The organism is Bacteroides mediterraneensis, from assembly GCF_016900355.1.
Lineage (GTDB): Bacteria > Bacteroidota > Bacteroidia > Bacteroidales > Bacteroidaceae > Phocaeicola.
On sequence record NZ_JACJKA010000014.1, the window covers coordinates 39276 to 64521 of the forward strand.

General features: G+C 52.5%; 16 protein-coding genes. 7 read left to right on the forward strand and 9 right to left on the reverse strand.

Annotation, left to right across the window (positions count from 1 at the left end):
* Positions 1-16: 16 nt before the first annotated feature.
* The 3 genes from H6A28_RS08875 to tilS form a co-directional block, all read right to left on the reverse strand.
* Positions 17-4438 carry a DUF5113 domain-containing protein gene (locus H6A28_RS08875; RefSeq protein WP_239465319.1) on the reverse strand — a complete coding sequence of 1474 codons (4422 nt, stop codon included), beginning with the start codon at positions 4436-4438 and terminating at the stop codon, positions 17-19.
* A 157-nt stretch (positions 4439-4595) separates the two neighbouring features.
* Entirely contained in the window at positions 4596-4772 is a 177-nt protein-coding gene (locus tag H6A28_RS08880; RefSeq protein WP_007561922.1) for a histone H1, read from the reverse strand.
* 117 nt (positions 4773-4889) lie between these two features.
* Entirely contained in the window at positions 4890-6173 is a 1284-nt protein-coding gene (gene tilS, locus H6A28_RS08885; RefSeq protein WP_204479859.1) for a tRNA lysidine(34) synthetase TilS, read from the reverse strand.
* A 129-nt stretch (positions 6174-6302) separates the two neighbouring features.
* Here tilS and feoB point away from each other — a divergent pair, with 129 nt between their 5' ends.
* Together feoB and H6A28_RS08895 are read left to right on the forward strand one after the other, a co-directional pair.
* The gene (gene feoB, locus H6A28_RS08890; protein ID WP_204479861.1) at positions 6303-8774 is read left to right on the forward strand and encodes a ferrous iron transport protein B; all 2472 of its coding nucleotides are present in this window, start codon (positions 6303-6305) and stop codon (positions 8772-8774) included.
* Between the two features lie 20 nt (positions 8775-8794).
* The gene (locus H6A28_RS08895) at positions 8795-9001 is read left to right on the forward strand and encodes a FeoB-associated Cys-rich membrane protein (RefSeq protein WP_204477101.1); all 207 of its coding nucleotides are present in this window, start codon (positions 8795-8797) and stop codon (positions 8999-9001) included.
* A 154-nt stretch (positions 9002-9155) separates the two neighbouring features.
* Here the strand turns inward: H6A28_RS08895 and H6A28_RS08900 are convergent, their stop codons facing one another.
* Genes H6A28_RS08900 through H6A28_RS08910 form a run of 3 tightly spaced genes read right to left on the reverse strand, consistent with a single transcriptional unit; the run spans position 9156 to position 16255 of the window.
* Positions 9156-12584, reverse strand: coding sequence for an AAA family ATPase (locus tag H6A28_RS08900; RefSeq protein WP_204479862.1), 3429 nt, complete (start codon positions 12582-12584; stop codon positions 9156-9158).
* 6 nt (positions 12585-12590) lie between these two features.
* Complete coding sequence (locus H6A28_RS08905) at positions 12591-13805, reverse strand: metallophosphoesterase family protein (RefSeq protein ID WP_204475471.1); 1215 nt, start codon at positions 13803-13805, stop codon at positions 12591-12593.
* A 5-nt stretch (positions 13806-13810) separates the two neighbouring features.
* Positions 13811-16255: a S9 family peptidase gene (locus H6A28_RS08910; RefSeq protein WP_204475472.1), complete on the reverse strand. Its 2445-nt coding sequence runs from the start codon at positions 16253-16255 to the stop codon at positions 13811-13813.
* 84 nt (positions 16256-16339) lie between these two features.
* Between H6A28_RS08910 and H6A28_RS08915 the strand changes: the two genes are divergently transcribed.
* Genes H6A28_RS08915 through aat form a run of 5 tightly spaced genes read left to right on the forward strand, consistent with a single transcriptional unit; the run spans position 16340 to position 21065 of the window.
* Positions 16340-17137, forward strand: a complete 798-nt coding sequence (locus tag H6A28_RS08915) for a M48 family metallopeptidase (protein WP_204475473.1) — start codon at positions 16340-16342, stop codon at positions 17135-17137.
* A 21-nt stretch (positions 17138-17158) separates the two neighbouring features.
* Positions 17159-17842, forward strand: a complete 684-nt coding sequence (locus tag H6A28_RS08920; RefSeq protein WP_204479864.1) for a glycine zipper family protein — start codon at positions 17159-17161, stop codon at positions 17840-17842.
* 31 nt (positions 17843-17873) lie between these two features.
* A complete protein-coding gene (locus H6A28_RS08925) occupies positions 17874-18182 on the forward strand; it encodes an ATP-dependent Clp protease adaptor ClpS (RefSeq protein WP_204475475.1) in 309 nt (102 codons plus the stop codon).
* Between the two features lie 14 nt (positions 18183-18196).
* Positions 18197-20413: an AAA family ATPase gene (locus tag H6A28_RS08930; RefSeq protein ID WP_204479866.1), complete on the forward strand. Its 2217-nt coding sequence runs from the start codon at positions 18197-18199 to the stop codon at positions 20411-20413.
* A 10-nt stretch (positions 20414-20423) separates the two neighbouring features.
* A complete protein-coding gene (aat, locus tag H6A28_RS08935) occupies positions 20424-21065 on the forward strand; it encodes a leucyl/phenylalanyl-tRNA--protein transferase (RefSeq protein ID WP_204479868.1) in 642 nt (213 codons plus the stop codon).
* 76 nt (positions 21066-21141) lie between these two features.
* Here the strand turns inward: aat and proS are convergent, their stop codons facing one another.
* The 3 genes from proS to H6A28_RS08950 form a co-directional block, all read right to left on the reverse strand.
* Positions 21142-22632, reverse strand: a complete 1491-nt coding sequence (proS, locus tag H6A28_RS08940; protein WP_204479870.1) for a proline--tRNA ligase — start codon at positions 22630-22632, stop codon at positions 21142-21144.
* A gap of 90 nt (positions 22633-22722) precedes the next feature.
* On the reverse strand, positions 22723-23973 hold the full coding sequence (locus tag H6A28_RS08945; protein WP_204479872.1) for an ABC transporter permease: 1251 nt from the start codon (positions 23971-23973) through the stop codon (positions 22723-22725).
* On the reverse strand, positions 23970-25172 hold the full coding sequence (locus tag H6A28_RS08950; protein WP_204475480.1) for a pyridoxal phosphate-dependent aminotransferase: 1203 nt from the start codon (positions 25170-25172) through the stop codon (positions 23970-23972). The genes H6A28_RS08945 and H6A28_RS08950 overlap by 4 nt, the downstream gene beginning before the upstream one ends.
* Positions 25173-25246 lie beyond the last annotated feature (74 nt).

Genomic DNA, 25246 nt, shown 5'->3' on the forward strand with positions numbered 1-25246 from the left:
ATATTTTTTCAATCGGTTACTTCTTGTTTCGCTTCGGCAGGGTAAACCATACGCTGAATCCTTTTCCTTCGTTCCATGCACAAGCATTGATACGGCAGCCTCTCCGTCCGCCATACTCGTCGTGGTCGCGGATAATCTGCTTGCATACCAGATATTCCGTACCCGAAAGATGCGAACCATCGCCCGACGGACACATCCGTTTTTTGTCGGGATAGAACAAGGCATTAAGTACCTCCTGCGGATAACTACGACGTGTATCGATAAAGTCTACCCGGACAAATCCATCTTCCTCCTTTGCTTCCAGCCGTAACGTTCCCGAAGCCTCGTACCGTACGGCCTCGTCAATCAGGTTTTCCAGCAAGAAAAGCAACAACACCCGATCGCCCGTCACCCACAACGGAGGTATCTCGGCTTGCCATTCCAGGGTGAAGTTCCGCTTACGCATCGTTTTCTTCAGGTATTTGCCAGCCCCTTCGGCCAGTTCCTCCATACTCACCTCCGTACGACGGAAAGTCACTTCCTCCAGCTGCCGCGACGCACACGAACTGAGCAGGGTAAAAATATCCTTATAGTATCCGACCAGTTCGGCCATATTCTCCAGCAGTTCCTTCCGCTGTGCCTCCGTGATGTCACCACTCAAGCGGTCGGCCACCTGCTTGATGCGACTCGGATAATAAATCGTTTCATGCTTGATCGTGGAAAGGCAGTTGTCGAGCACCATATTCTGCACGTGCAACTGGTTTTCCTCGAAGAGAGAGCGACGAGCCTCATCCTGTGCCAGCTCAATGTCGTGAAACTTCCGGTTAACCCGCACCACCACATTATACAGCATTACCGCCAGGTAGTTGCACACCATCTCCACCAGCAAGCGGTCTTCTTCACGGCTATAGGCCCGAGCCAGCTTCAAGGCCAGCACCCCCACGCAATGCTTTTCGCCCCCGGTTTCCACCCACAACGGCAGGAAACTCCATTTCGTGGCTCCCGTCCACTGCATCTGTCCCGAGTCATAACACCGCTGCAGCCGTTCATGCAATTCCTCTTCCCCGTCTTCTGCGGCAAAACAAACCGTTTTCAGGCGACAAGTTTCTTCGTCATACACCGCCAGCGCCATATTCTCCAGCAAGAGTATTTCGTTCAGTTCGTTAAACATACAGCGGACCATCTTCTCCAATGCTTCGTCGCCCAAGGCCTCTGTGCCTGATGCCGCCGAGAACAACGTCCGGTTCACCACAAACACCTGCTCCATATTATAACGATAGTGCAACCGATGGCGCAGGTAAAGCGCATAATATGCAATCAAGCACCCGCACACCAGAAGCACAAACAGCGACAGGGCAATCCGCTTGTTGCTGGCCGAACGCTGCATCTGCAAGCAGTATTCCTCAAGCGAGTTGTCCTTGCTCAACCGCTTGTAAAGCGATGCATAAGCCGCATTGTTGTAACGGTACTTCCGGAAATCCTTCACGGCCAGTGCCGCCACCGCCGCCTCGTTGCGCACATCGAGCAAGATGAAATAATCTGTATCGAACGATTCAGCCAGCCAGGCAAGTTCGGCCCCATCGCCCTCTCCTTCCAGACGGAGCAACGGTCCGTTCTTCCCCGAATAGCGAAGGTAATGAGCATTCATATAATACAACACACTGTCGGCCAATACCAGTGCCGCAGCATGTTCGCCGTGTACATTGCACTCATACACCCAATTGGCATAGTCGTTGGCAATGGCCAGCAAGCTGTCGTAAGGCGCCACCTTCCCACTGTCGGGCACAGGTTGCACCGGCTGCTGCTTGGAAGAACAGGCCACTCCTACCAGCAGGCAGAAGCCCAGCCACAACAGACCCACCATCCGCCGTGCTCCCTTCGGCAAGCGGAACGAGAAACGGCTGCCTTTTCCTAAGGTGCTCTGTATGTCGAACCGACAGACCGCAAACACACTGTTTGTCTTCCGGTATTTCTCAATAATCCCCTTGCAGTTCATCAGCCCGAACCCATGTCCTTTCTGACGCTGAAGCTCTGCCGCATCGGTCGCTGTCTCCATGCCGATGGCTCCGGAATCGTACACCTTCTCACCCAAGATACGCGACCGGTCCTTCTCCGACAATCCCGGTCCATTGTCTTCCACCGCAATCTCCACGTAGTCGGATGTTTCCTCGGCCGAGAGACTCACCCGTCCCCCTTCCTGCGTGTACTTGCGGGCATTCTCCACCAACGTGTTGATCATGAAGAGGGTCAAAGCCTTGTCGGCTTTCACGCAGGCCGTAGTATCCCCCACCGTGAGCGTCTGTTTCTTCAACTCAAACGAACGACGTCCCTTGGCGATAATGGCAAACAGCTCCTCCAGGTCGAAATTTTCGATATGAAGGCTCAGCGTACCCTGCCGCATCTTGATCCACAAGGCCAGTATGTCATTGTATTCATTGATTTTCGTCACCAGTTCATCAATGTACACCAGTTTTCCCTTCCGCAGCGTTTCATCGCCACCCGAGGGTAAAGACCGGAGCTTACGCACTTCGTTCACCATTCGGTCGATGTAGGGCACAATTCCCGTTACAATGGAAAGACAAGCCTTCTTCACCTCGTTCTGCCGTTTGTTTTCCATGAGGTGCAACTCATGAAGATACTGTTCCTTCTCCAATCGTTTCTGTTCCTCATCGAGTGACACCAGGTTCAAACCGTGTTCCAGCGTCCAGGCCAGATAGGGCAACAACAACCGGATAAGTGCCTGTTCTTCTTTCCGTACCGGTGCATCCAGCCACATCCACAACTTCCCCACTGTCACCGACTTACCCGGTGCCTGCAGTTCAAACACTTGCGGTGTACCCTCTCCCTGATGGCACGGAACCTCCTCCGCCTCTCCTTCCTCACAGAAAGTAATGCACACGTCGCACACCCCAAACAATGCCTTCAGTTCCGGTTTCATGACTTCGGCCACCGCTTCAGCTACTTCCTCCCGACGGGTCGCTGAGGCCGGAACCGCCCCCGTAATCTGCTGGCAAAGTCCCAGCACCCGCTTCAATTCGGCGAGATACACGGTATTCTTTTCCCGCCATGACCGGTTCAGCCAGACAAACAACACCACCAGTACCAAACAACCAGCTGCCACCAGCCACAAGAGCACGTTCAGCTGCCGGGTCTCTTTCTCCAGCGCCGTGTAACGACTCTCCAGTTCCTTGTCCTGTCGCGTGTAATCGAGGATATCCAAATACACGTTGCGGTTGTAGTCCGACTCCGCCTTACAGCCCATGGCCGAATACGTACGACTCAGCTGTTCCCGCAAGCGGGCAATCCATTCAGGCACGGTATTGATACCCTCGTCATTGATCCATTGCAGCTCAATGGAAGTTGTCCCTCCCGGCTGATACGCCTGCAGACGGTCGAGTGTATCCGTACAATGATAATACTTTTCATGATGCAGATTCACATAATTCAAGGCCTTCTTCAGGTTGACCAGCGCCTTTTCCGGCTGCCCGGTATAATTATAGAAAGTGGCCAGAGTGCGATACGTTCCCGAAATCTGATACCAGTCGCCATACCGTTTGAATAATCCTAATGCTTCCTTGGCAAACACCAGTGGCAGACTGTCCACCGGCAGACTCTCGGGATTGACCAATCGCAGCAATCCCGCCCGCTTTTCGCTCAGCAATTCCCGGTTGCTGCGGAACACCAGCAGTTCCGCCATGGCCTGCAAGGCATTGGCCTCAAAATAGATATACCCCCGAGCCTGTGCCACCTGCAGACACTGCACCAGATAACCGAACTCCCCAAGCGTCACCTCCTCGCGGGTAGGCGCTTCGTACATGCCGCCCGAACCTCGCATATACACATAATACAACCACTGTGCCGTATCCCCTTTCAAGGCTTCTTCGGGCACCGCATTAATGGCCTGCATGGATTCCTTGTCCTGCTGCAAGTAATAGTAATAAATTCCTGAAACAATGTAGAACTCCGAGAGGGCATAGTTCAGCCGCCCCTCCAAACCGTTCTCTTCCAAGGAAGAACGGTCTTCATTGATGCGCCGCAGACGCTGCATCGCACTGTTATGATAATCATAGAACTCTTTGTTTCGCGACGTGCGCTGACAGATTTTCATCATCCCCACATCAGCCACCAGCCGTTCGATTTCGTTCTTGCTGGCCTCTGAGGCTTTCTGGAACAGGCGAGCCGCATGCTCAAAATCCATCCGCATAAACGCACAGAACCCCATGTTGTTCAGAGCCTCTGCCCGACCCGATGCATACCCATCGGACAACCTCAACGCTTCCGTAGCCGCCCGAGAAGACAAGGAAAGATCTTTATAGCGTACCTCATATGCTACACGGTTCAGCGAATCCACCCGGACACGGTCTTCCTGAGACAGCCGACGCTGGCACGAGGGCCACAGCATGACACACACCAGGCACATCAGCCCCCACATCCCTATCTTTCGAAAACCTTCCTTCATAAACGCACGCCTACAAGTTCAGACAAATGTAAGAAGTTCCCTTTTAAAAACCATCCCACCGGATGATAAAAAAACAAAAGAGAGATTGCAGCGTCCGTACATTCTCCGGCATGCTGTAATCTCTCTCCCTCAGACATGAGTCCGTCTTGAAAACTATTTATTTTTTTGACTCTTCCAGAGATACTTTTCTAAATTCTTTCAAAACTTTTTCCAACTCCAAGGATGCCTTGCGTGCACGAGTGCCTGCAGCTTTGTTACCTTTTTCAGCCTGCAATTCAGCATCTGCAACCAAAGCAGCATTTAATTCTTTGATTTTTGCAATTAATTCGTTCATAATTCTGACTATGATTTTTGATTAAACATATTCAAAGTAAATACAAATACCTCAATCTGATACTTTTACACACTCTTTTTTTGCAAATTTTAATAGAAAAGTCTATACTTTGTGCATTCATACAAATTTTACTTCCATTTTTATGATAAATCGCGTTTCTGACGTCACTCTAAAGCGGTTGTCCACACGTTCTTCCACCAGCCATACCACTCGATCTCCATCGCACACGACCCACTGATTCTCTTTATCAAAACGGGAGAACTTTTTATCGCGCAAATAGTTACGCACCGACTTGAAGCCCTTCATGCCGAAAGGAATAAACTTATCCCCCGACTGCCACTTGCGAAGCACCAGTTCACCTTCCACCACCTCCGCGTCCACATAAGCTACCTTATTATCATGAGGCACCGTAAAAGGAGGCTCCACTTCCATCCGTTTCAGCAGCAGTTCCGGCAGGCATTCCGTTCCTTCCCCGGCCCGACGACGGATCAGGCGCCCCCGGTCAATCAGCAACGTCCAGTCACGACTATAAAACATCCGTCCTGACTCTCCCTGCAACGCCCGGAACACATCGTCCACCTGCGCCGCATTGAATCCCAGCGGATGCAACAGTTCGAACAACAGATTCTTTGCCCCTGGCTCCCGACACAAGGCCGGAATATCAATCGTCTCTCCGTCGGGTATCACCCGCTGCTTGGCCTCTTCCATGGCCTTGTGATACACCACCGCCACATCGGACAAACGGCGGGCCGTTTCGGCAATCGTCTCACTGACAGAGGGATTGAGGGTTTCCAACAACGGAATCACGTGCAGCCGGAGTTTGTTGCGCATAAACTCATCCTGCAAGTTCGTACTGTCGGTCACATAGTCCTGTCCCAGGGAAGTCAGATAATCCAATATCTCTGCCCGACTCACGCACAAGAGCGGACGCACCACCTCGCCGTTCACCGGACGGATGCCTTGCAAACCGTCGATACCCGTACCCCGCACCAAGTTGAGCAGAAATGTCTCCACGCTGTCATCGCGGTGATGGGCTACCGCCACTACCTTCGCTCCGCATGCCTGCAACCGTTCGGAAAACCAGCCATAACGCAGTTCCCGTGCCGCCATTTCGATGGAAATGCCTTTGGAAGCCGCATACGCCTGCGTGTCGAAATGCGTCACGTGCAAAGGCACCCCCAGCCTTTCGGCCAGATCGCGCACAAACCGCTCGTCGCGCACCGACTCCTCTCCGCGGAGGTGAAAATTACAATGAGCTGCCTCACACGCATATCCCAGTTGAAGCAGTACCCGCAGCAATGCCACCGAATCGGCTCCGCCGCTCAGTGCCACCAGCACTTTGTCGCCACGGCCAAACAAGTGCTTCTCTTCGATAAACTGACTGACTTTCCTTGCAAACATATTGCAAACATAGAGATAAAAAATGAGAAATATCCCTATAAAGATTACAATTTAAAAACGGTCTAAATAACTTGCGAGAAAGAAAGCAATACCGTATCTTTGCAAGGAAATAAAAACGATGCATACAACATGAAACTTTCAGAATTGAAAACCGGTGAGAAAGGCGTCATTATCAAGGTCCTCGGACACGGAGGATTCCGACGCCGCATCATCGAAATGGGGTTCATCAAAGGAAAGACTGTAGAGGTGGTGCTCAACGCCCCGCTCAAAGACCCCATCAAATATAAAATCATGGGATACGAAGTCTCCCTCCGCCGGCAGGAAGCCGACATGATTGAAATTGTCAGCGAAGAAGAAGCACGGCGCACCATGGAGACCGACACTTACCATGAGCCCATCTCACAAGGCATCCCCGTCAGCGACGAAGTGATGCGCAACATCGCACAAGGAAAACGACGGACCATCAACGTGGCCCTGGTGGGCAACCCCAACTGCGGAAAGACCTCACTCTTCAACGTGGCTTCGGGCGGACACGAGCACGTGGGCAACTACAGCGGTGTGACCGTGGATGCGAAAGAAGGCTTCTTCGACTTCCAAGGCTATCACTTCCGTCTGGTGGACCTACCGGGTACGTATTCCCTCTCGGCCTACAGCCCGGAGGAACTCTACGTGCGCAAGCACATCATCGAGGAAACCCCGGATGTCATCATCAACGTGGTGGATGCGGGTAACCTGGAACGTAACCTCTACCTCACCACCCAGCTCATCGACATGAACGTGCGCATGGTCATCGCCCTCAACATGTACGATGCCTTGCAGCACAGCGGCAACAAGCTGAACTATCACAAACTGAGCGAACTGCTGGGTGTGCCCATCGTACCGACCATCAGCCGCACGGGCGAAGGCATCGACAACCTGTTCCACGTCATCATCGGCCTGTATGAAGGTATCGACTTCATGGGACAGAAAGATGAAATCAAGAACGAAATCCTCCGTGAGTTCCGCGAATGGCACGACGCCTACGTACCCGACCATAAATACAAAGGCTCGGAAGACAATTTCACGGCCAAAGGCTTCATCCGACATATCCACATCAACCACGGTCCGGAACTTGAACGGAGCATCGATGCGATAAAGAAGGAAATCAGCAAGAACGAAAATATCCGTCACAAATACTCCACCCGTTTCCTGGCCATCAAGTTGCTGGAAAACGACAAGGACATCGAGACACGCGTCATCGCCCCGCTGCCCAACGGCAAGGAGATTCTGGCGGCCCGCGACAAGGAGGCGGAGCGTCTGCGCCAGCTGGGCAACGACGACACCGAACAATGCATCGCCGATGCCAAATATGCCTTCATCTCGGGTGCCCTGAAGGAAACCTTCACGCAAAACAACCACGATACGGAGACCTTCACACGGGTGGTGGACAGCATCGTAACCAACCGATTCTGGGGATATCCCATCTTCTTCATCTTCCTGTATATCATGTTCGAGGGAACCTTCGTATTGGGAGAATATCCACAGCGACTCATTGAATGGATTGTGGAACTCATCGGTCAAGGGGCCGAGAAGTTCCTGAGCCCAGGCCCGCTGAAAGACATGATTATAGACGGTATCATCGGCGGTGTGGGAGGCGTCATCGTATTCCTGCCCAACATCCTGCTGCTCTACTTCTTTATCTCGTTCATGGAAGACTCCGGTTACATGGCTCGTGCTGCCTTTATCATGGATAAAATCATGCACAAGATGGGACTTCACGGCAAGTCGTTCATCCCGCTCATCATGGGCTTCGGTTGCAACGTACCGGCCATCCTGACTTCCCGCATCATTGAAAGCCGTAAGGCCCGCCTGGTGACCATGCTGATTAACCCGCTCATGTCGTGCAGCGCCCGTCTGCCCATCTACCTGGTGCTGATCGGGGCTTTCTTCCCAGGCAAGGCCAGTCTGATTCTGCTGTCCATCTATGCCATCGGTATTTTGCTGGCTGTACTCATGGCCCGCATCTTCACCAAATTCCTGGTGAAAGGTGACGACACGCCTTTCGTGATGGAACTTCCGCCCTACCGTATGCCGACGGCCAAGGTCGTGCTGCGCCACACATGGGAGAAAGGAAAGCAATACCTCAAGAAGATGGGAGGTATCATCATGGTGGCTTCCATCATCATCTGGTTCCTGGGCTACTATCCGAACCACGATGCCTATACCACCACGGCCGAACAGCAGGAAAACTCCTACATCGGTCAGCTGGGCAAGGCCATTGAGCCAGCCCTTGAGCCGTTAGGATTCGACTGGAAGATGGGCATCGGTATCCTGTCAGGTGTCGGAGCGAAAGAACTGATTGTAAGTACGCTGAGCGTGCTCTACACCAACGACGGTGACCTCGACAAGGTGAACCTCTCCGAGCGTCTCCCCATCACGCCGCTCGTGGCCTACTGCTACATGTTGTTCGTGCTAATTTATTTCCCGTGTATCGCCACCCTGGCTGCCATCCGACAAGAGTCGCGCAGCTGGAAATGGCCCGTCTTTGCCGCGGTCTATACCACCGTATTGGCTTGGATTGTGGCGTTTGCGGTACACCAGATAGGAAGTTTGTTTATTTAAAACCTTAAAAAAACTACATTATGAGTATGCAAGACCTTTTCGTATATATCATCGTAGCCGGCTGCGTGCTTTGGAGTGGCAGACACTTCTTCCGTCAGGTTATCCGGCGGAAAGGACACGCCAGCGGATGCGGCTGCACCGGGTGCAGCGGATGTACCGGATGTGCCCTGCACAAGGATTTGGATAGTCTGAAAAAACGCACTTGCGTTTCAGATAAAACGCTTTGACGTTTGAATCAAAACGCCTTTACGTTTTAGGTAAAACGCACTTGCGTTTCAAACCAAACGCCCTTACGTTTTTCATCGAACGTAAGGGCGTTTTTTATGTATTTTATTTACTGTTGATTTTCAGCAGGTTAAGAATTTCATTTCCCCGGTTCTGTCACTCCCGGCTCACCACTTCCACACGACTCAGCGTATGATTCACCCGTTCCACGTGAATCTGCGTGGCAATCCGCTCGCGCAAGGCCTCCACATGACTGATGATGCCCACCTTCTTGCCGCCAATCTGGTGCAGCTTTTCAAGAGATTCCATTACCGTATTCAAATAGTCGCTGTCCAGCGTACCGAATCCCTCGTCGATGAAAAGCACATCCACCGAAAGACTTTTCCGATTGAGGGATGACAATCCCAAGGCTAAGGCCAGCGACACCAGGAAACTCTCTCCACCCGAGATGGTGGACGTAGGGCGCTTCACTCCACCCTGGTACTCGTCACGTAGCAAGATGGTCAATCCCCCTGGCGGACATTCCATGCGATAACGGTCAGTCAGGCGACGCAGATAATGGTTGGCTCCGGCCAGCAGCTGACGCAACACATAACTTTGGGCAATGTTGCGGAATTTCTTTCCATCGGCACTGCCGAACAAGGCAGCCACTCCGGCCCAACTGTCCACTTCCTTCTGTTTTTCCTCTATCTGTTCCTTGAGCTGACGGATACGCCGCAACCCCTCTTCGTGGTGCTGCCGCATTTGGGCGAGTGCTCCCAGACGGGACACTTTTTCCGTCAACTGGGACTCCTGACAGGTAATCGTTCCCTCCACAACTTCCGGAGTCACAGCCTCCATCTCCTGCGGACGCTGCGCACGATGAGCCGACAACTCCCGATCAATCCGTTCCCTTTCTGCCCGACACGTCGTCAACTCATTGTCCAGTTTCTGCAGGGTGCGACGGGCCAGGCTCACTTTCTCCACCTCCAGTCCCGCCAGTTTCTCCAAATACTCACGGGAAATTTCCGGATGTGCGGTCAGGAAGGCTTCCACCCCCTCCTTCTTCTCTTCTGCCAATTTCTGCGAGGTCTGCATGGCATGGCAGACAGAAAGCATTGCCGTATACAAGGCATTCCACTGTGCCGGAAGTCCTTCAGGACACGGACCCTCGGGTACCGCCTCCTCCTCAATTTGCTTCCAGGCCGGAAGTACCGTCCAAATGGACTGCCGTATCTCCTGTACTTGATTCCGCTGCCCCGTAAGCGATTCTACCTGATGCGAAAGCTTATCCTTTTCCACCAATCGTTCCGCATAGCGGGCCGCTTCTTCCTGCAAGCGAGCCACAAACCCTTTCCGGTCGGCCTGCCAGTCTGCTTTCCATGGGGCAAAGGTCACCAAGGCCTCCCCTTTCTCCTTACATTGAGATACCGTGAGTTGCTCCCGAGAAAGAGTTTCTCCTAACATACGGAGTTCCGCCTCCAGTCGGGATGCCACCTTGTCGGCTTCCTCTACCTGCCGGTGCCACTGCTCCCGGTTGGCAGTTAAAGCCTCCCGTGCCTTCGTCAGGCGGTTCAGCTGCTGCTGGCCATCTTCGACCTGCTGCCACTGGGCTTCCAATCGGGCACATACCTCCTGCTGTGCTAAAAGACCTTGCTCCACCTGTACCAATCCGTCGGCAGCATCCGTCACGACAGTTGCCAACGGCAATTGCTGTACCGCTGCTTCCGCCTGACGGAAAGCTGCTTCCGCCGCTGTTTCCTTCTTTGCTTCCATGGCTTCCAACCGAGCTAGCGAACGCACTTCCGCTTCGGCCCGTGCCTGTGCAGCCAAGGCTTCATCGGTCCGACGAGTCTTTTCTTCCAACAAGGCACGCACCGGCTCCAGCAACGATACAAAGTGGGCTTCATTTCCTAAATCTTCTTCCACCGGACGGCCACAAACTGGACACACATCGCCTTTCGACAACCGGGCACGAGCCTCCCGTGCCCAGTCCTCACACGACATCCGCTGTTTGTCGTACACCTGTTGTACTTCTTCCTTTTCCTTGCGGCATGCCTCGGCCTGCGCTTTCAGCGTTTCCAGCGCCTGCTGCTGCCGCTGGCCATCCTCCTGCAAGGTTTTCCGGTTCTGCTGTACTTCCAGCCAAGCCTTTTCCTTCTCCATCCGGACCGTCAGTGCTTCCCGCAACGCTTTCCAGTCGCCCAACCGGGCATCTGCCTCCTGCTTCTCCTTCCGGAGCTTTTCCGGCTGCAACACCTCCAGCTGCGTGCGACAAGCTGTGACCTCCGCCTGTTTTTCTTCTTCTACCTTCCGGGCTTTCTCATACGCTTCCAAGACCTTCTGACGCGCCTCGGCCGTTTTCTGCCGATTCTCTTCCTTGCGATGCTGTTCCTTCTCGCACTCTGCCATCACTTGGAGAGCACGCTGCATCTGGTCGGACAACGCCGCAAGCGACTGTACCGACTCGTACACCGGCACTTTTTCCTGTACTCCGGAGAGAAAGGTCTCATACGCCGTCTGCTGCTCCCGACACCGGTCCAGCATCCGCTCCAGCCGACCATAGTCCCGATTCAATGCACGGTATTTCTGTGACAGCTGTCCCAGTTCCGCCTCCGACGTACGGATGCGCTGCTGCAAGGCTGCCTGTTCCGTCCACTGGAAACGTACATCGGACATACGGTCCCAATCGTCCAACAACTGCTTGTTGCGCTTGTAGCCTTCCGACTCCACCCGTTCCGTCACAGTCTGAAACGCCTTTTCCGCCTCGTTCCACTCGTGCACCAACTTCTGTTCGTCGGCCATCCACTTCCGGAAATCCTGCCACTGCTTCAGCTGCGCACGAAGCGACGTTATTTCCGCCGTAATCTGTTCCTGCTCGGTCTGCAACGCTGCTAACTGTTCGTCGCTCAACAAGACAACACCTCCTGTCTGCGCCTTCAATTCCTGCAACTCGGCCTCTTTCTCGGTCTTCATCGCATAGATTTCCCGACTGATGCGCGAATAGATTTCCGTACCCGTGAGCTTCTCCAAAATGTTCGATTTCTCTTCCTCCTTACTCTTGAGGAACTTGGTAAACTCTCCCTGTGCCAGCAACGTAGTCCGGCAGAACTGCTCAAAGGTGAGCCCCACGCGCCGTTCAATCTCCGCCCGCGTTTCTGTCGACTTGTTGGTGAGCGGAGTACCGTCCTGCAAGGAGAGAGTCCAAACCACTTTCTGGATTTTCCCTCCTATTTTATTGCGGGCTCTGGCCACACTCCACACCGCCAGCAGGGCTTCCCCGGCCGCATCCGTGAACCACAATTCCACCCGTGCCGACACACTGTCGCGCCGCATCAGCATACGCGAATCGTCAATGCTCACTTCTTCCGTCGTTCCAGAGAAACTGTCATTTTCATCCAGGTAACGTTCGTTGGCCGCCTGCTTCAGACGGGGCGTGGTATTGTAAAGGGCCAGACATACCGCATCCAGCAGCGTGGACTTGCCCGCTCCCGTCGGCCCGCAAATCAGGAAAATGGAATCCTCGCCCAACGGACCGTGCTCAAAGTCAATACTTGCCTTCTCGATGGAAGCAATATTCTCGATAATAAGTTTCTGTAATTTCATATGCGCTTATTCCTCTTCTTGGGTGCGTACCCGTTTCACAGCCTCTTCCAGCAACTCGAGCGTTTCCGGCGGAATGTCATGCTGAAACTTGTCACGATAATAAATGGAGGCCACCTGCGACGGAGAGAAAGTCAGCAAGCGGTCCACATCCAGCTCTGCCGCGTCTTCTGTCGGTTCCGCCACTTCCCGTTCCCACTTGTAGCGACAGAAACGGCATTGCTTGCCACGGGTCAGTTCGTAGGCCCGTTCCATGCAATAGGCCGGAGGCACATCCTGAATACGGACATGCAGCTGCACGTACAGTTTTTCTTCGTCGGGGATAGCCTTCAAGACTTCCAAGGCCTCTTCCAAGGGAACGGCCTGCGCAGGCAACACTTTCAAAGGCCAGAGATTCCGTACGGGTAACGTACGCACTTCCGGTTCAACCCCGTGTGCGGCCAGTTCCACCACGCTCACAGAGTGTCCATAACTCTCGTCAAAGCTGACAGGCAACGGAGAACCGCAATAGCGGGCCCGTCCACCGGGCAAAGTCTGCGGAAAATGAATGTGTCCCAGGGCCAGGTAGTCATACCCTTCGCCCATCAGACGGATGTCCGTATAGTCCATGCCGCCGCGTCCGTCGTCCTGTCCGGTGATGTCGCTTCCCGTCACGGCCAGATGGGCCATCAGCACCACCGACAAGTGAGCCGTATTCCGCTCCGCCACCCGGTCGAGCAAGGTCTGGATAAAGAAGCGCTGCCGGTCTTCGCGCGGCACCTCCTCGTCGAGGGACGGAAAGTTCTGCGGATACACATGAGGCAGGGCCACCACATAGCCTTTCGGTTCCCCGTTTCCGTCCTTTATCTCCACGAGGTGACGCTCCAGGTCCACCTTTCCCGCCTCGTTACGACAAATAGAACCGACCACGGTCACCCCCGCATACTTCCACAGGTTGCGGCTAATTTCCAACTTGGAGCTGCTGTCGTGATTGCCCGCCGTAATGATAATCTGCATGGACGGACACGTTTCATGCAAGGCCACCAAGGCATCGGTATACAACCGCTGGGCAGAAGCCGAAGGGCTACAGTAATGAAACACGTCGCCCGACACGAGTAACGCGTCGGGCTGTTCTGCGGCCACCCAGTTGCGCAGCTGCCGAAGAAAATCCCGTTGCTCTTCGCTCCGGTCGTAATCGAACAGCTGCTGCCCCAGGTGCCAGTCACTGGTGTGTATAATCTTCATCCGATTTACAAAGTTTTAGGGGGATAAAGGGTGTTCCACCACGTCGGATCATCCTGCAGCCATTTGGCAAACCAGGCGAAGATGGTGTTCTGCCACTGGATACGTTTCTGATAATCCGTGATATGATGGTCTTGTCCTTCGACTACTACCATCGCCGTTTCACGTCCTAACAGTTTCAGGGCCGTGAACATCTGGATGCTTTCGCCAATCGGCACATTGGTATCGACCGAACCGTGAAGGAAGAGCAGCGGAGTATGCACCTTGTCGGCATTGAACAGCGGACTATGGTCGACAAAGAGTTCCGGATTCTTCCACGGATAACTGTTGGCAGCCGATACCTCGCTGTAGGAATAACCCCAATAGCCTTCACCCCAGTAACTGGTGTGGTCACTGATGCCGGCATGCGAAATGGCAGCGGCAAACAAATCGGTCTTCGTCTGAAGGTACTGGGTCATGAAACCGCCGTAGGAAGCACCGATACAACCAATCTTCTTGCCGTTGACAAACGGATGAGCTTCCACAAACTTACGGGTGCCTTCGATGATGTCGTCGGCCACATAGTCGCCAAAAGTGTTCACGTGGCGGGCAGAGAATTCCTGACCGAAGCCGGTGGCCCCGCTGGGTTCTACCACATAGACCACATAGCCCAAGGCGGCATAGGCATGATGCGGATAACGGCTGCCGAAGTTCCGGCTAGTAGGGCTGCATCCGCCGTAGTAGTTCACAATCATCGGGTATTTCTTGTTCGGGTCAAAATGAGGCGGCAGGTAGTAGCGTCCGCAGATGGTATCGCCCCGCGAATTGACAAAATCCCAGGCCTTGCATTCGCCCAGCAACACATCTTTCAGTTCTCCGTGCAGGTCTTCTTCCAGCTTTGAAGCATCTTTCTTCAAATCGACCACATACTGGCGGTGTGCATTGGAGGCACTTTCCCCGTAGAACGACAACGAAGGTGCTTTCTCGGCCACGGAGAATCCCAATACCATTTCTTCGGGCACATTTACTTTTTCGATGTGCTTCTTCGCCGGATTCAGGCGGAACAGGGAAATGCAGTCACGGTCTTCCGCATTGAAATAGACACAGTTGTCGGCAGCCGACCATACCGCCTGCATCACGTTCGGGTTGAAGGTCTTGGTAAGCGGTTCAATCTGCTTGCTCTGCAAATCCATCAGGTAAAGCTGGATATCAATCATGCTCGGGGTCTGTCCTTCCTTTACGTTCTTACCAATACCTCCCAGGCACTCTGGAGAACCGGATAACAGCACCTGACGACCATCCGGCGAGAACAAAGCGTTGGTCAGGAAACCGTCGTCTTTCACCAGTTCTTCCACCTTTAAGGTCTGCACATCCATCTTGTAAAGTGAGAACAAAGTAGTCGGGCGCTTGCCCATGCGGTGGTTGGACACCATCACCAGGATAGACCGTCCGTCGGATGAGATATCGGTAGCCCACACATTTTTGTAGCCGAAGGTCAACGGCTGACATACCCCTGTCTTCACGTCGAAACGGGCCAGATAGGTACGGTTGCGCCATCCCGGCTGGCGGTCGTCAGGGTCGATGAACTCATAAATCTCCTTCTTCTCTTCCGGTCCTTTCTGTACCAGGGTAAACAGCAGGTAGTCTTCCGTAGGCGCTACCCGGAAACTTCCTTCCGGCAGGTGGCTCACCCACACTTCCTCCTGTCCGGAAACTGGATCTACCGTCACCAGTTCCCGACCGGACACACCTTGACGCACATAATAATATTTGGCAGAACGCGGCATCCAGTGAAGAGATTCTTCCCGAGTAGCCAGCACTTTTCCGGTCTTCAGTTCCTTGACTTTGGTCTGCGAAGTGGTCTTTCCCCCTTCCTTCGTCACCGTATACGAAGTAATCAAATATTTCCCGTCGGCAGAAAGTTCAGTACCGGTAATGCGGGTACCGTGCAGCACATCGGCTAAGGTAAACAGACGTCCCTGTTCGGTACGGAGGGTAAACACCCCATCCTGCTTGGCATCCAAACTCACTTTCGGTACACTCTGTTCGCCCGGCACGGAAAGATATTTGATGACTACCTGATGGGTAGCCGGATCCAACGACAGCAAAGTGTCTTCCACCCGCTTGCCATCCACATACACCTGATAATGGGAAGCTCCTTCCACCTTCAAGGATACCTGACCGTAGTGCGTATTTTCCAAGACGAAACCCATGAGGTGCAGGGCATAGTCCGACGAAGGGGTCAGCTGTCCGGCCTGTTTCACTTCTGCTCCGTCGAGCAAGGAAAATGACACCGGCGTATCCAGCAGCGATTCCGCTTTCCAGGGCTTTGAATTAACATCCACACTGTCAACCTGATAAGGTTGCATCAAGGCATACGGACCTGCGTACTTGAACGAGGTCACTTCAATATTCTCTGCATTCACCAGTAAGGTGCCACAAAGAGAACATGCTATAAATAATTGCTTTTTCATCTCTTTTTTTCAGTTTATTGCCACAAACATAATCAAAAATCATCATTTTTTGCGTATGTTTGTACAATATCTCACGAAACCGTTATGAAAAAAAAGTGTAGTTTATACCTTCTTTCCCTGCTGATGCTCGCAGGATGCAGTTCGGTGCCCCTCACCGGACGGAAACAATTGTTGCTGGTATCCAACCAAGAAGTCCTTTCTTCCAGCCTGACCCAGTATAACGACTATATCAAGACCGCCCAAAAATCGACCAACGCGGCCCAGACAGCCATGGTGGTCCGGGTGGGGAAAAACATCGCCGCAGCCACGGAACAATATCTGCGCAACAACGGACTGGCGTCGGAAATTCAAGAATTTTCCTGGGAATTCAACCTGGTCAAGAGCGATGAAGTGAATGCGTTCTGCATGCCGGGCGGAAAGATTGTGGTGTACGAAGGCCTGATGAAACTGGTCTCTTCAGACGATGAACTGGCCGTAGTGTTAGGACACGAGGTGGCGCATGCCGTAGCCAAACACAGCAACGAACGTATCAGCCAGCAGATGCTGACGCAATATGGCGCCCAGTTGCTGGGACAAAGCCTTTCAGGCAAAAGCCAGATGATACAGAGCGTAGCCAGTACGGTATATGGTATCGGCTCACAATATGGCGTGACCCTCCCCTTCTCACGCAAGCATGAATCGGAAGCGGATTACATGGGACTGGTGTTAATGACGATGGCAGGATATAACCCTGACAAGGCCGTCACGTTCTGGCAGAAGATGTCGGCCAGTTCCGGAGGAAAGGTTCCTGAATTCATGAGTACCCACCCCAGCGATGCCCGCCGTATCAGCGACATCCAGAAAGACCTTCCAGCCATCAAAGCTAAATTTGGGAAAAAATAAACCTTACTATACGTATCTGTCATGAAAAGAATCGTACTTTTACTCTTAGGCGTATCCCTGCTGGCCAGCGGATGTGGTACTACTCAGCCGGCACGCACAGGAGCCATCGTGAGTGGAGCCGCTATCGGAAGTAATGTGGGAGGTGCCATCGGGGGACTGGTAGGTGACTCCCGTCATGGTTGGCGAGGCGGCTACAGAGGATCTGCCATCGGCAGCATCATCGGCACCTTGGCCGGAGCAGCCATCGGAGGAGCGCTGACTGCCCCCAAAAACCGCGAAGAAAACCGCCCGCAGGACTATCCGCCAGCGCGTCCGGCCGATTCCGTCTATGCCGAGCCCTATGAATCTTCCTCAGCACTGTCGGCTTTGCACATCCGTAACCTCCGGTTCATTGATGACAACCGAGACCACGTGCTGAATGCAGGTGAAAGCAGCAAGATTATTTTCGAAATCATGAACGAAGGCAATGAAACTGCCTACAGCGTGATTCCTCACGTGAGTGAAATCAGTGGGGCCAAACAGATACATATCTCTCCTTCTATCCTGGTGGAACAGATTCTGCCGGGCAATGGAGTGAAATATACCGCTACCGTCAGCGTAGGCAAACGGGTGAAAAACAGTACTGCCACCTTCCGTGTGGCAGTGACCGACACCCGCGGACAAATCTACGACTATCAGGAATTCACCCTGGAAACGGCACGCTGACCTCTCAACCCTTATTCTGAATTAGACGACAATGGAAAAAGAGCAATCGTTATGTAAAGAGAAGAAACGCGTGGAGCTGCACGAGCCCAAACATTACAAGGTAGTGCTCCACAACGACGACTTCACCACCATGGATTTTGTGGTGAAGGTACTCAAAATCGTGTTTTTCAAATCGCAGGAGGAAGCCGAAGCCCTGATGCTGAAAGTACACCAGCAGCAATCGGCCACGGCAGGTGTCTATTCTTACGACATTGCACAATCCAAGGCCCAGAAGGCCACCCAGATGGCCCGTGAAGAAGGATTCCCCCTCCGACTGACCGTAGAACCCGAAGACAATTAAACTGTAAAACATCAATGAGTCACATCGAAAAATCTGTATATGTAGACAAAGCGCTGTCATTTGCCCAAGGACTGGCATTTCGTTACCGCCATGAGTTTATCACTCCGGAGCACATTCTCAGCGCACTCTTTAACCAAGACCCGTTTGTGGAAGCTGTGGAAGAATGTTTCTGTCACATTCCCGTGATGGAAGAAGAAGTGGATGAATACCTCGCCCAGAAAATGGAGCAGGTACCGGATGACACTCACTACGAACTGCAGTTCTCGGCACAGTCGAACCTGCTGTTCCAAAATGCATACGCCTTCGTTGAATCATCGAATGCGGAAGTGCTGGACATTCCCCACGTGGTACAGGCTATGTTGCTGTTGCCCGACTCGTGGGCTTGCTATTTTCTGAAAAAGCACCTGAAAGAACGGATACCCGACTTTATCAGCCAACTGGTGGTCATCTACGGAGATGATCTCAGCCTGGAGGAGAACGATTCGGAAGAGTCGCACGGTCCCTGGAAAAATTTCGTTACCTGCCTGAACGAACAACTGGAGCACCACAATCCACTGATCGGGCGGGAACAGGAACTGGAACGGACCATCGAAGTACTGTGCCGGAAAGAAAAAAACAATCCGCTGCACATCGGTGAACCAGGCGTGGGAAAAACAGCGCTGGCCTACGGACTGGCCGCCCGCATCGAGGCCGGAGAGGTGCCTGAACGACTGAAAGGCAGCCGCATCTACGAACTGGACTTAGGAAGCATGCTGGCCGGCACGCAATACCGGGGCGATTTCGAACAGCGCCTGAAAAGTGTCATGAAAAGCCTCAGCGCAGAAAAGAAAGCCATCCTCTACATTGACGAGATACACAACCTTATCGGCGCCGGACAAATCGGTGAAGGTTCGATGGATGCGTCGAACATGCTGAAACCGTACCTGGAACAAGGAGATATCCGTTTCATCGGTTCCACGACCTACGAGGAATACAACCGATACTTCTCACGCAGCAAAGGAATGGTACGCCGCTTCCAGCAAATCGACATTCAGGAACCCAGCATCGACGAAGCAGTCCGCATCGTGGAAGGGCTGAAGGAGAAATACGAAACCTATCACCATGTGACCTATGAGCCGGGAGTCATTGAATATGCCGTCAAGGCAAGTGCCCGCTACATCAGCGACCGTTTCTTGCCCGACAAAGCCATCGACCTGATTGACGAGGCCGGAGCATACCGGGAAATCCATCCGGCAGCTGACGGTTCGCAAACGGTCGACAAGAAACTGATTATGGAGGTTTTGTCGCGTACTTGCAAAATTGACGCGAATGCCCTCAAAGAAGAAGATAATGCAGCTTTGGAAGCATTGTACGAACGGATGTCCGGACAGATTTACGGACAGGACGAAGCCATCAAACAGGTGGTGGAAGCCGTACAGATGGCCAAGGCGGGACTGCTGGACGAAAACAAACCGCTGGCCAGCCTGCTGTTTGTCGGCCCTACAGGAGTAGGCAAGACGGAAGTGGCCAAGGTACTGGCTTCGGAACTGGGTATCTCATTGGTACGGTTCGACATGAGCGAGTACATGGAAAAGCATACCATCGCCAAACTGATTGGTTCGCCGGCCGGATACATCGGCTACGAAGACGGAGGCTTGCTGACGGATGCCATCCGGAAAACGCCCAACTGTGTACTGTTGCTGGATGAAATTGAGAAGGCACACCCCGACATCTTCAACATCCTCTTGCAGGTGATGGACTATGCAGTGCTGACGGACAACAAGGGACGGAAGTCCGACTGCCGCCACCTGATTCTCATCATGACCTCTAACGCCGGGGCACAGTATGCGCATCAGGCATCCATCGGTTTCAACAGCCAGGTGACCACAGGACAGGCCATGCTCCGCCAGGTGAAGAAGACCTTCAAACCGGAATTCCTGAACCGTCTGTCGGCAGCTGTGGTCTTCCACGACATGAGCCGGGAAATGGCAACTCAGGTGCTCGACAAGAAACTGCGCCAACTGGACGAAAAGCTGGAGCGCCGTCACGTCTGCCTGCATTTGACACCCGAAGCCCACGAATGGCTATTGAAGGAAGGCTTCAAACCGGAATATGGAGCCCGGGAAATGGATCGTGCTATTGCAGCCCACCTGAAACCGTTGCTGATGCGCGAAATCCTCTTCGGCTCGCTGAAGCAAGGAGGCGACATCACGGTCAGCGTAGCGAACAACCAACTGAGTATTCTCCCATAATCTGTGTATCATGGTTTTCCAACTGACTAAAAGACTGGCTTTCCCCGACCCGCACTGGGGAGACCCCGACGGTTTGCTGGCCATCGGAGGCGACTTATCAGTCGATTGCCTTATTTTGGCCTATTCCAACGGCATCTTTCCGTGGTATGCATTTCGCCGGAAAGTCATCCAGTGGTGGTGCCCCTTGCAGCGTTTCGTCATCTTCCCGAGTGAGATTCACATCTCCCACTCCATGCGCACGCTGATGAACAAAAACACTTATAAGGTAACCTTCAACCAAGCCTTCGAGGAAGTGATACGGAACTGTTCGAAGCTCCGCATCGACGAGGAAGGAGCCTGGCTGGGCGAGGAAATGATTGAGGCTTACATCCGCCTATACGAGCAGAACCTGGCGGCCAGTGTAGAGGTGTGGGAAGGCGACAAGCTGGTCGGGGGACTGTATGGCGTAACTCTTGGCACATGTTTCTTCGGCGAAAGCATGTTTTCGCTCGTGCCCAGTGCTTCCAAGCTGGCCCTAATCCGACTGGCCCAACTGTTGCATGCCCACGGAGGCACCCTCATCGACTGCCAGTTTGAAACGCCCCACCTCAAGTCGATGGGCGGACGTTACATCAGTTACGAGGAATATATGAAATACCTGAGAGCAGAATAAAATACAGCCATAAAAAAAGTCCGGTTCTCTTTTAAGAATCGGACTTTTTTATGAAATGACTGTCAGTAAAATCTTATTAATAAGCGCGGGCAAACAGCACACGACGTGCAGAAGGTTTGCCAGTCAGCATATCCACACCCGGAGTCAGGCTTTCTTCGTCAGCTTCGAAAGGCAGACAGCGGATAGTAGCCTTAGTTTCTTCCTTGATGCGGTCTTCCGTTTCCGGTGTACCGTCCCAGTGAGCCAGGATGAATCCACCCTTCTCAATCTGTTCCTTGAATTCATCGTAAGTATCCACCTTGTAGATGTGTTCGTTGCGGTACTTCAACGCCTTCTGGTAGATGTTCTGCTGGATTTCTTCCAACAAGTTCTTTACGTATTCTTCGATGCCTTCGCAAGAGCGGGTTTCCTTTTCCAAGGTATCACGACGCATGATTTCCATCGTGTTGTTTTCCAGGTCGCGGCCACCCATAACCAGACGTACAGGTACACCCTTCAGTTCATAGTCAGCAAACTTGAATCCCGGACGCTTGTTGTCGGCGTTGTCATATTTCACGGAGATGCCCATGCTGCGGAGCTTGTTGACGATACCTTCTACCTTGGCGTCGATCTGCTTCAACTGCTCGTCGTTCTTGTAGATAGGCACGACCACTACCTGAATCGGAGCCAAGTGCGGCGGAAGTACCAGACCGTTGTCGTCGGAGTGAGTCATGATCAAGGCACCCATCAAACGGGTAGATACGCCCCAAGAGGTAGCCCATACATAATCCAACTTGTTGTTCTTGTCGACGAATTGTACGTTGAAGGCCTTGGCAAAGTTCTGTCCCAGGAAGTGAGAAGTACCACACTGCAAAGCCTTTCCGTCCTGCATCAATCCTTCGATAGTATAAGTATCCAAGGCACCGGCAAAACGCTCGTTGGCTGATTTCACACCCTTGATGACCGGCACGGCCATGTATTTTTCAGCGAAATCACCGTACACGTGCAACATCTTCTGTGCTTCTGCTTCTGCTTCTTCACGAGTGGCATGTGCCGTGTGACCTTCCTGCCACAAGAATTCAGCCGTACGCAGGAACAGACGCGTACGCATTTCCCAACGAACTACGTTCGCCCACTGGTTGCACAAGATAGGCAGGTCGCGGTAAGAGTTAATCCAATTCTTATAAGTACTCCAGATGATGGTTTCTGAAGTCGGACGGATAATCAGTTCTTCTTCCAGTTTGGCAGCCGGGTCTACAATCACACCTGAACCATCTTCTGCATTTTTCAGACGATAGTGTGTCACCACTGCACATTCTTTGGCGAAACCTTCCACGTGTTCTGCTTCACGGCTCAAGTAAGATTTCGGAATCAACAGCGGGAAATAGGCGTTTACGTGTCCTGTAGCCTTGAACATATCGTCCAGGATACGCTGCATCTTTTCCCAGATGGCATATCCGTAAGGCTTGATTACCATACAGCCACGCACCGGAGACTGTTCAGCCAAGTCGGCCTTTACGACCAAATCATTATACCATTGTGAATAGTTCTCACTTCTTTTGGTCAGATCTTTTAATTCTTTTGCCATAACTTTATGTCGTTATTTTTTATTTTAAATTCAATTGAGATTGCAAAATTAGTAAAAAAGATTCGTTCACCCCTGATTTTTAAAGAGGATTTATTCAAAACGAATGGATTTTGCAGGATGAATATGGCTGATGAGATAAGACGGTCCTACCAGCATGGCGACAGATACCAGGAACGTACAAACATTCAGCAACACAATCCAGCCCCAATGAAGTTCTATCGGTACTGCACTGATGTAGTACGTAGCCGGGTCCAGCTTGAAAGGCTCAAAGAAATACTGGATGATGCAGAATGCCAGTCCGATGACATTTCCCCAACACATCCCTCGTCCGATGAGGAACATAGAGAACGACAGAAAGATCTTCCGGATGGAGGCATTGTCAGCCCCCAGCGCTTTCAGAATCCCAATCATCTGCGTACGTTCGAGAATGATAATCAGCAAGCCCGAAATCATGGTAAAGCCCGCTACCCCAGTCATCAGAATCAGGATAACCCACACGTTTGTGTCGAGCAAATCCAGCCAGGCAAAAATCTGCGGATAGAGTTCTTCCGACGTACGTGAGCAATACACTGCCCCATAGCGGTCGGTCCGGTCCTGAATATGCGCCCGGATGGCATCGTTCACCGTATTCAAGTCGTCGTAGTCTGATACGGTCACTTCCACGCCCCCCACCTGGTCCGGCTCCCAGCCGTTCAGACGGTTCACCGTGTACATGTCCGTCACGAGAAAATAATCGTCGAAGGATGAAAAGTGTGTCTGGAAAATTCCGCTTACTGTCAGCCGGCGTGCCCGCACGTTGTCTTCAATATAATAAGTGTACAGTTTATCGTCCACCTTCAAGGAAAGCTTGTCGGCCATGGAACGGGAAATCAAGACGCGGTTGCTGGCCACGGAATCCGTGAGCACCGGAATCTCCCCTTCCTGCAAATGCGCCTTCAGGTACGTCCAGTCATATTCTTGGGCCACCCCCTTCACAATCATTCCCTGAAAATTGTCCGACGTCATGATCATGCCCGGCTTCGTGGAGTAACGCTGCACATGGCTCACCTCCGGAATCTGCCGTATCACCGAAAGCAGGCTGTCATTGCCCACCACCGGATTCATCTGATAGAGCTGTGCCCCGTCGATACTGGAGACCACAATGTCAGACCCCATGCCAATCACCTTGTCGCGCACCTGATGCTTGAAGCCGATGACCACGGCCACCGACACCAACATCACCGCCAGCCCGATGGCAATACCAGCCATCGCAATCCGGATAGCCGGTTTCGAGACCTCCTTCCCGCCTTTCCGACTGCGGTAAATCCGCCGTGCGATAAAAAATTTCCAGTTACTCATCATTCATCCACTCTTCCCGGATAGGCTTCGAGTGCTTTACGCAAGATGAACAGCGCCCGTACCAGGTCTTCTTTCTTCAGTACATAGGCCACACGCACCTCGTTCTTGCCGCCGCCCGGCGTGGTATAGAAACCGGTAGCCGGAGCCAACATCACGGTTTCCCCCTCGTAATTGAAATCAGACAAGCACCAGGCACAGAATTTCTCACAGTCGTCTACCGGCAATTTAGCCACCGTATAGAAAGCCCCCATCGGTATCGGTGAATATACGCCTGGAATACGGTTCAATCCGTCAATCAGGCACTTACGCCGTTCCACATATTCATCGTACATTTCACGAGCGTATTCTTCCGGTTCGTCGAGCGAAGCCTCTGCTGCAATCTGTCCGATGAGCGGTGGACTCAGACGGGCCTGACAGAATTTCATCACGGCCTTGCGTACTTCCGGGTTCTTCGTAATCAAGGCTCCGATACGGATACCGCACTCCGAATAACGCTTTGACACAGAGTCAATCAGTACCACGTTCTGCTCGATGCCCTCCAAGTGACAGGCAGAGATATAAGGAGAACCGGTATAGATAAATTCGCGATACACTTCGTCGGAGAACAGGAACAAATCGTATTTTTTTACCAAATCCCGAATCTGGTTCATCTCCCGACGGGTGTACAAGTAGCCGGTCGGATTGTTCGGATTACAAATCAGGATACCCTTGGTACGTTCGTTAATCAGCTCCTCGAACTTCTCTACCTTCGGCAAGGAGAAACCCTCGTCGATGGTCGTTGTCACCGTACGGATGACTGCTCCAGCAGAAATGGCAAAGGCCATATAGTTGGCATAGGCCGGTTCCGGCACGATAATTTCATCGCCCGGGTTCAGACAGCTCATGAACGCGAACAACACCGCTTCCGACCCCCCGGTCGTGATGATGATGTCGTCAGCATCCAAATGAATGTCATACTTCTCGTAATAACCTACCAGTCGCTCGCGGTAACTACGATAACCCTGGCTGGGACTGTATTCCAAGACTTTCCGGTCAATATTTCGAATCGCATCGAGGGCCGCTCGCGGAGTGGGCAGGTCAGGCTGACCGATATTCAAGTGATACACATGAATTCCTCTCTCTTTTGCAGCTTCAGCCAAGGGTGCCAATTTACGAATTGGCGACTCCGGCATTTCAGTTCCTCGGATGGATATTTGTGGCATATTTTATGATTTTAAAAAGATTCTGAAATGCAAAGATAAAGGGATTGATGAAATAAAGCAACTTTGTGCTCAGA

Bases quoted from the DNA above. Each gene is read 5' to 3' on its own strand.
- feoB (WP_204479861.1), top strand. From the start codon at position 6,303: ATGAAACTTTCAGAATTGAAAACCGGTGAGAAAGGCGTCATTATCAAG.
- H6A28_RS08930 (WP_204479866.1), top strand. From the start codon at position 18,197: ATGAGTCACATCGAAAAATCTGTATATGTAGACAAAGCGCTGTCATTT.
- H6A28_RS08920 (WP_204479864.1), top strand. From the start codon at position 17,159: ATGAAAAGAATCGTACTTTTACTCTTAGGCGTATCCCTGCTGGCCAGC.
- H6A28_RS08895 (WP_204477101.1), top strand. From the start codon at position 8,795: ATGAGTATGCAAGACCTTTTCGTATATATCATCGTAGCCGGCTGCGTG.
- H6A28_RS08915 (WP_204475473.1), top strand. From the start codon at position 16,340: ATGAAAAAAAAGTGTAGTTTATACCTTCTTTCCCTGCTGATGCTCGCA.
- H6A28_RS08900 (WP_204479862.1), bottom strand. From the start codon at position 12,584: ATGAAATTACAGAAACTTATTATCGAGAATATTGCTTCCATCGAGAAG.
- aat (WP_204479868.1), top strand. From the start codon at position 20,424: ATGGTTTTCCAACTGACTAAAAGACTGGCTTTCCCCGACCCGCACTGG.
- H6A28_RS08910 (WP_204475472.1), bottom strand. From the start codon at position 16,255: ATGAAAAAGCAATTATTTATAGCATGTTCTCTTTGTGGCACCTTACTG.
- proS (WP_204479870.1), bottom strand. From the start codon at position 22,632: ATGGCAAAAGAATTAAAAGATCTGACCAAAAGAAGTGAGAACTATTCA.
- H6A28_RS08925 (WP_204475475.1), top strand. From the start codon at position 17,874: ATGGAAAAAGAGCAATCGTTATGTAAAGAGAAGAAACGCGTGGAGCTG.
- H6A28_RS08945 (WP_204479872.1), bottom strand. From the start codon at position 23,973: ATGATGAGTAACTGGAAATTTTTTATCGCACGGCGGATTTACCGCAGT.
- H6A28_RS08880 (WP_007561922.1), bottom strand. From the start codon at position 4,772: ATGAACGAATTAATTGCAAAAATCAAAGAATTAAATGCTGCTTTGGTT.
- H6A28_RS08905 (WP_204475471.1), bottom strand. From the start codon at position 13,805: ATGAAGATTATACACACCAGTGACTGGCACCTGGGGCAGCAGCTGTTC.
- tilS (WP_204479859.1), bottom strand. From the start codon at position 6,173: ATGTTTGCAAGGAAAGTCAGTCAGTTTATCGAAGAGAAGCACTTGTTT.
- H6A28_RS08950 (WP_204475480.1), bottom strand. From the start codon at position 25,172: ATGCCACAAATATCCATCCGAGGAACTGAAATGCCGGAGTCGCCAATT.
- H6A28_RS08875 (WP_239465319.1), bottom strand. From the start codon at position 4,438: ATGAAGGAAGGTTTTCGAAAGATAGGGATGTGGGGGCTGATGTGCCTG.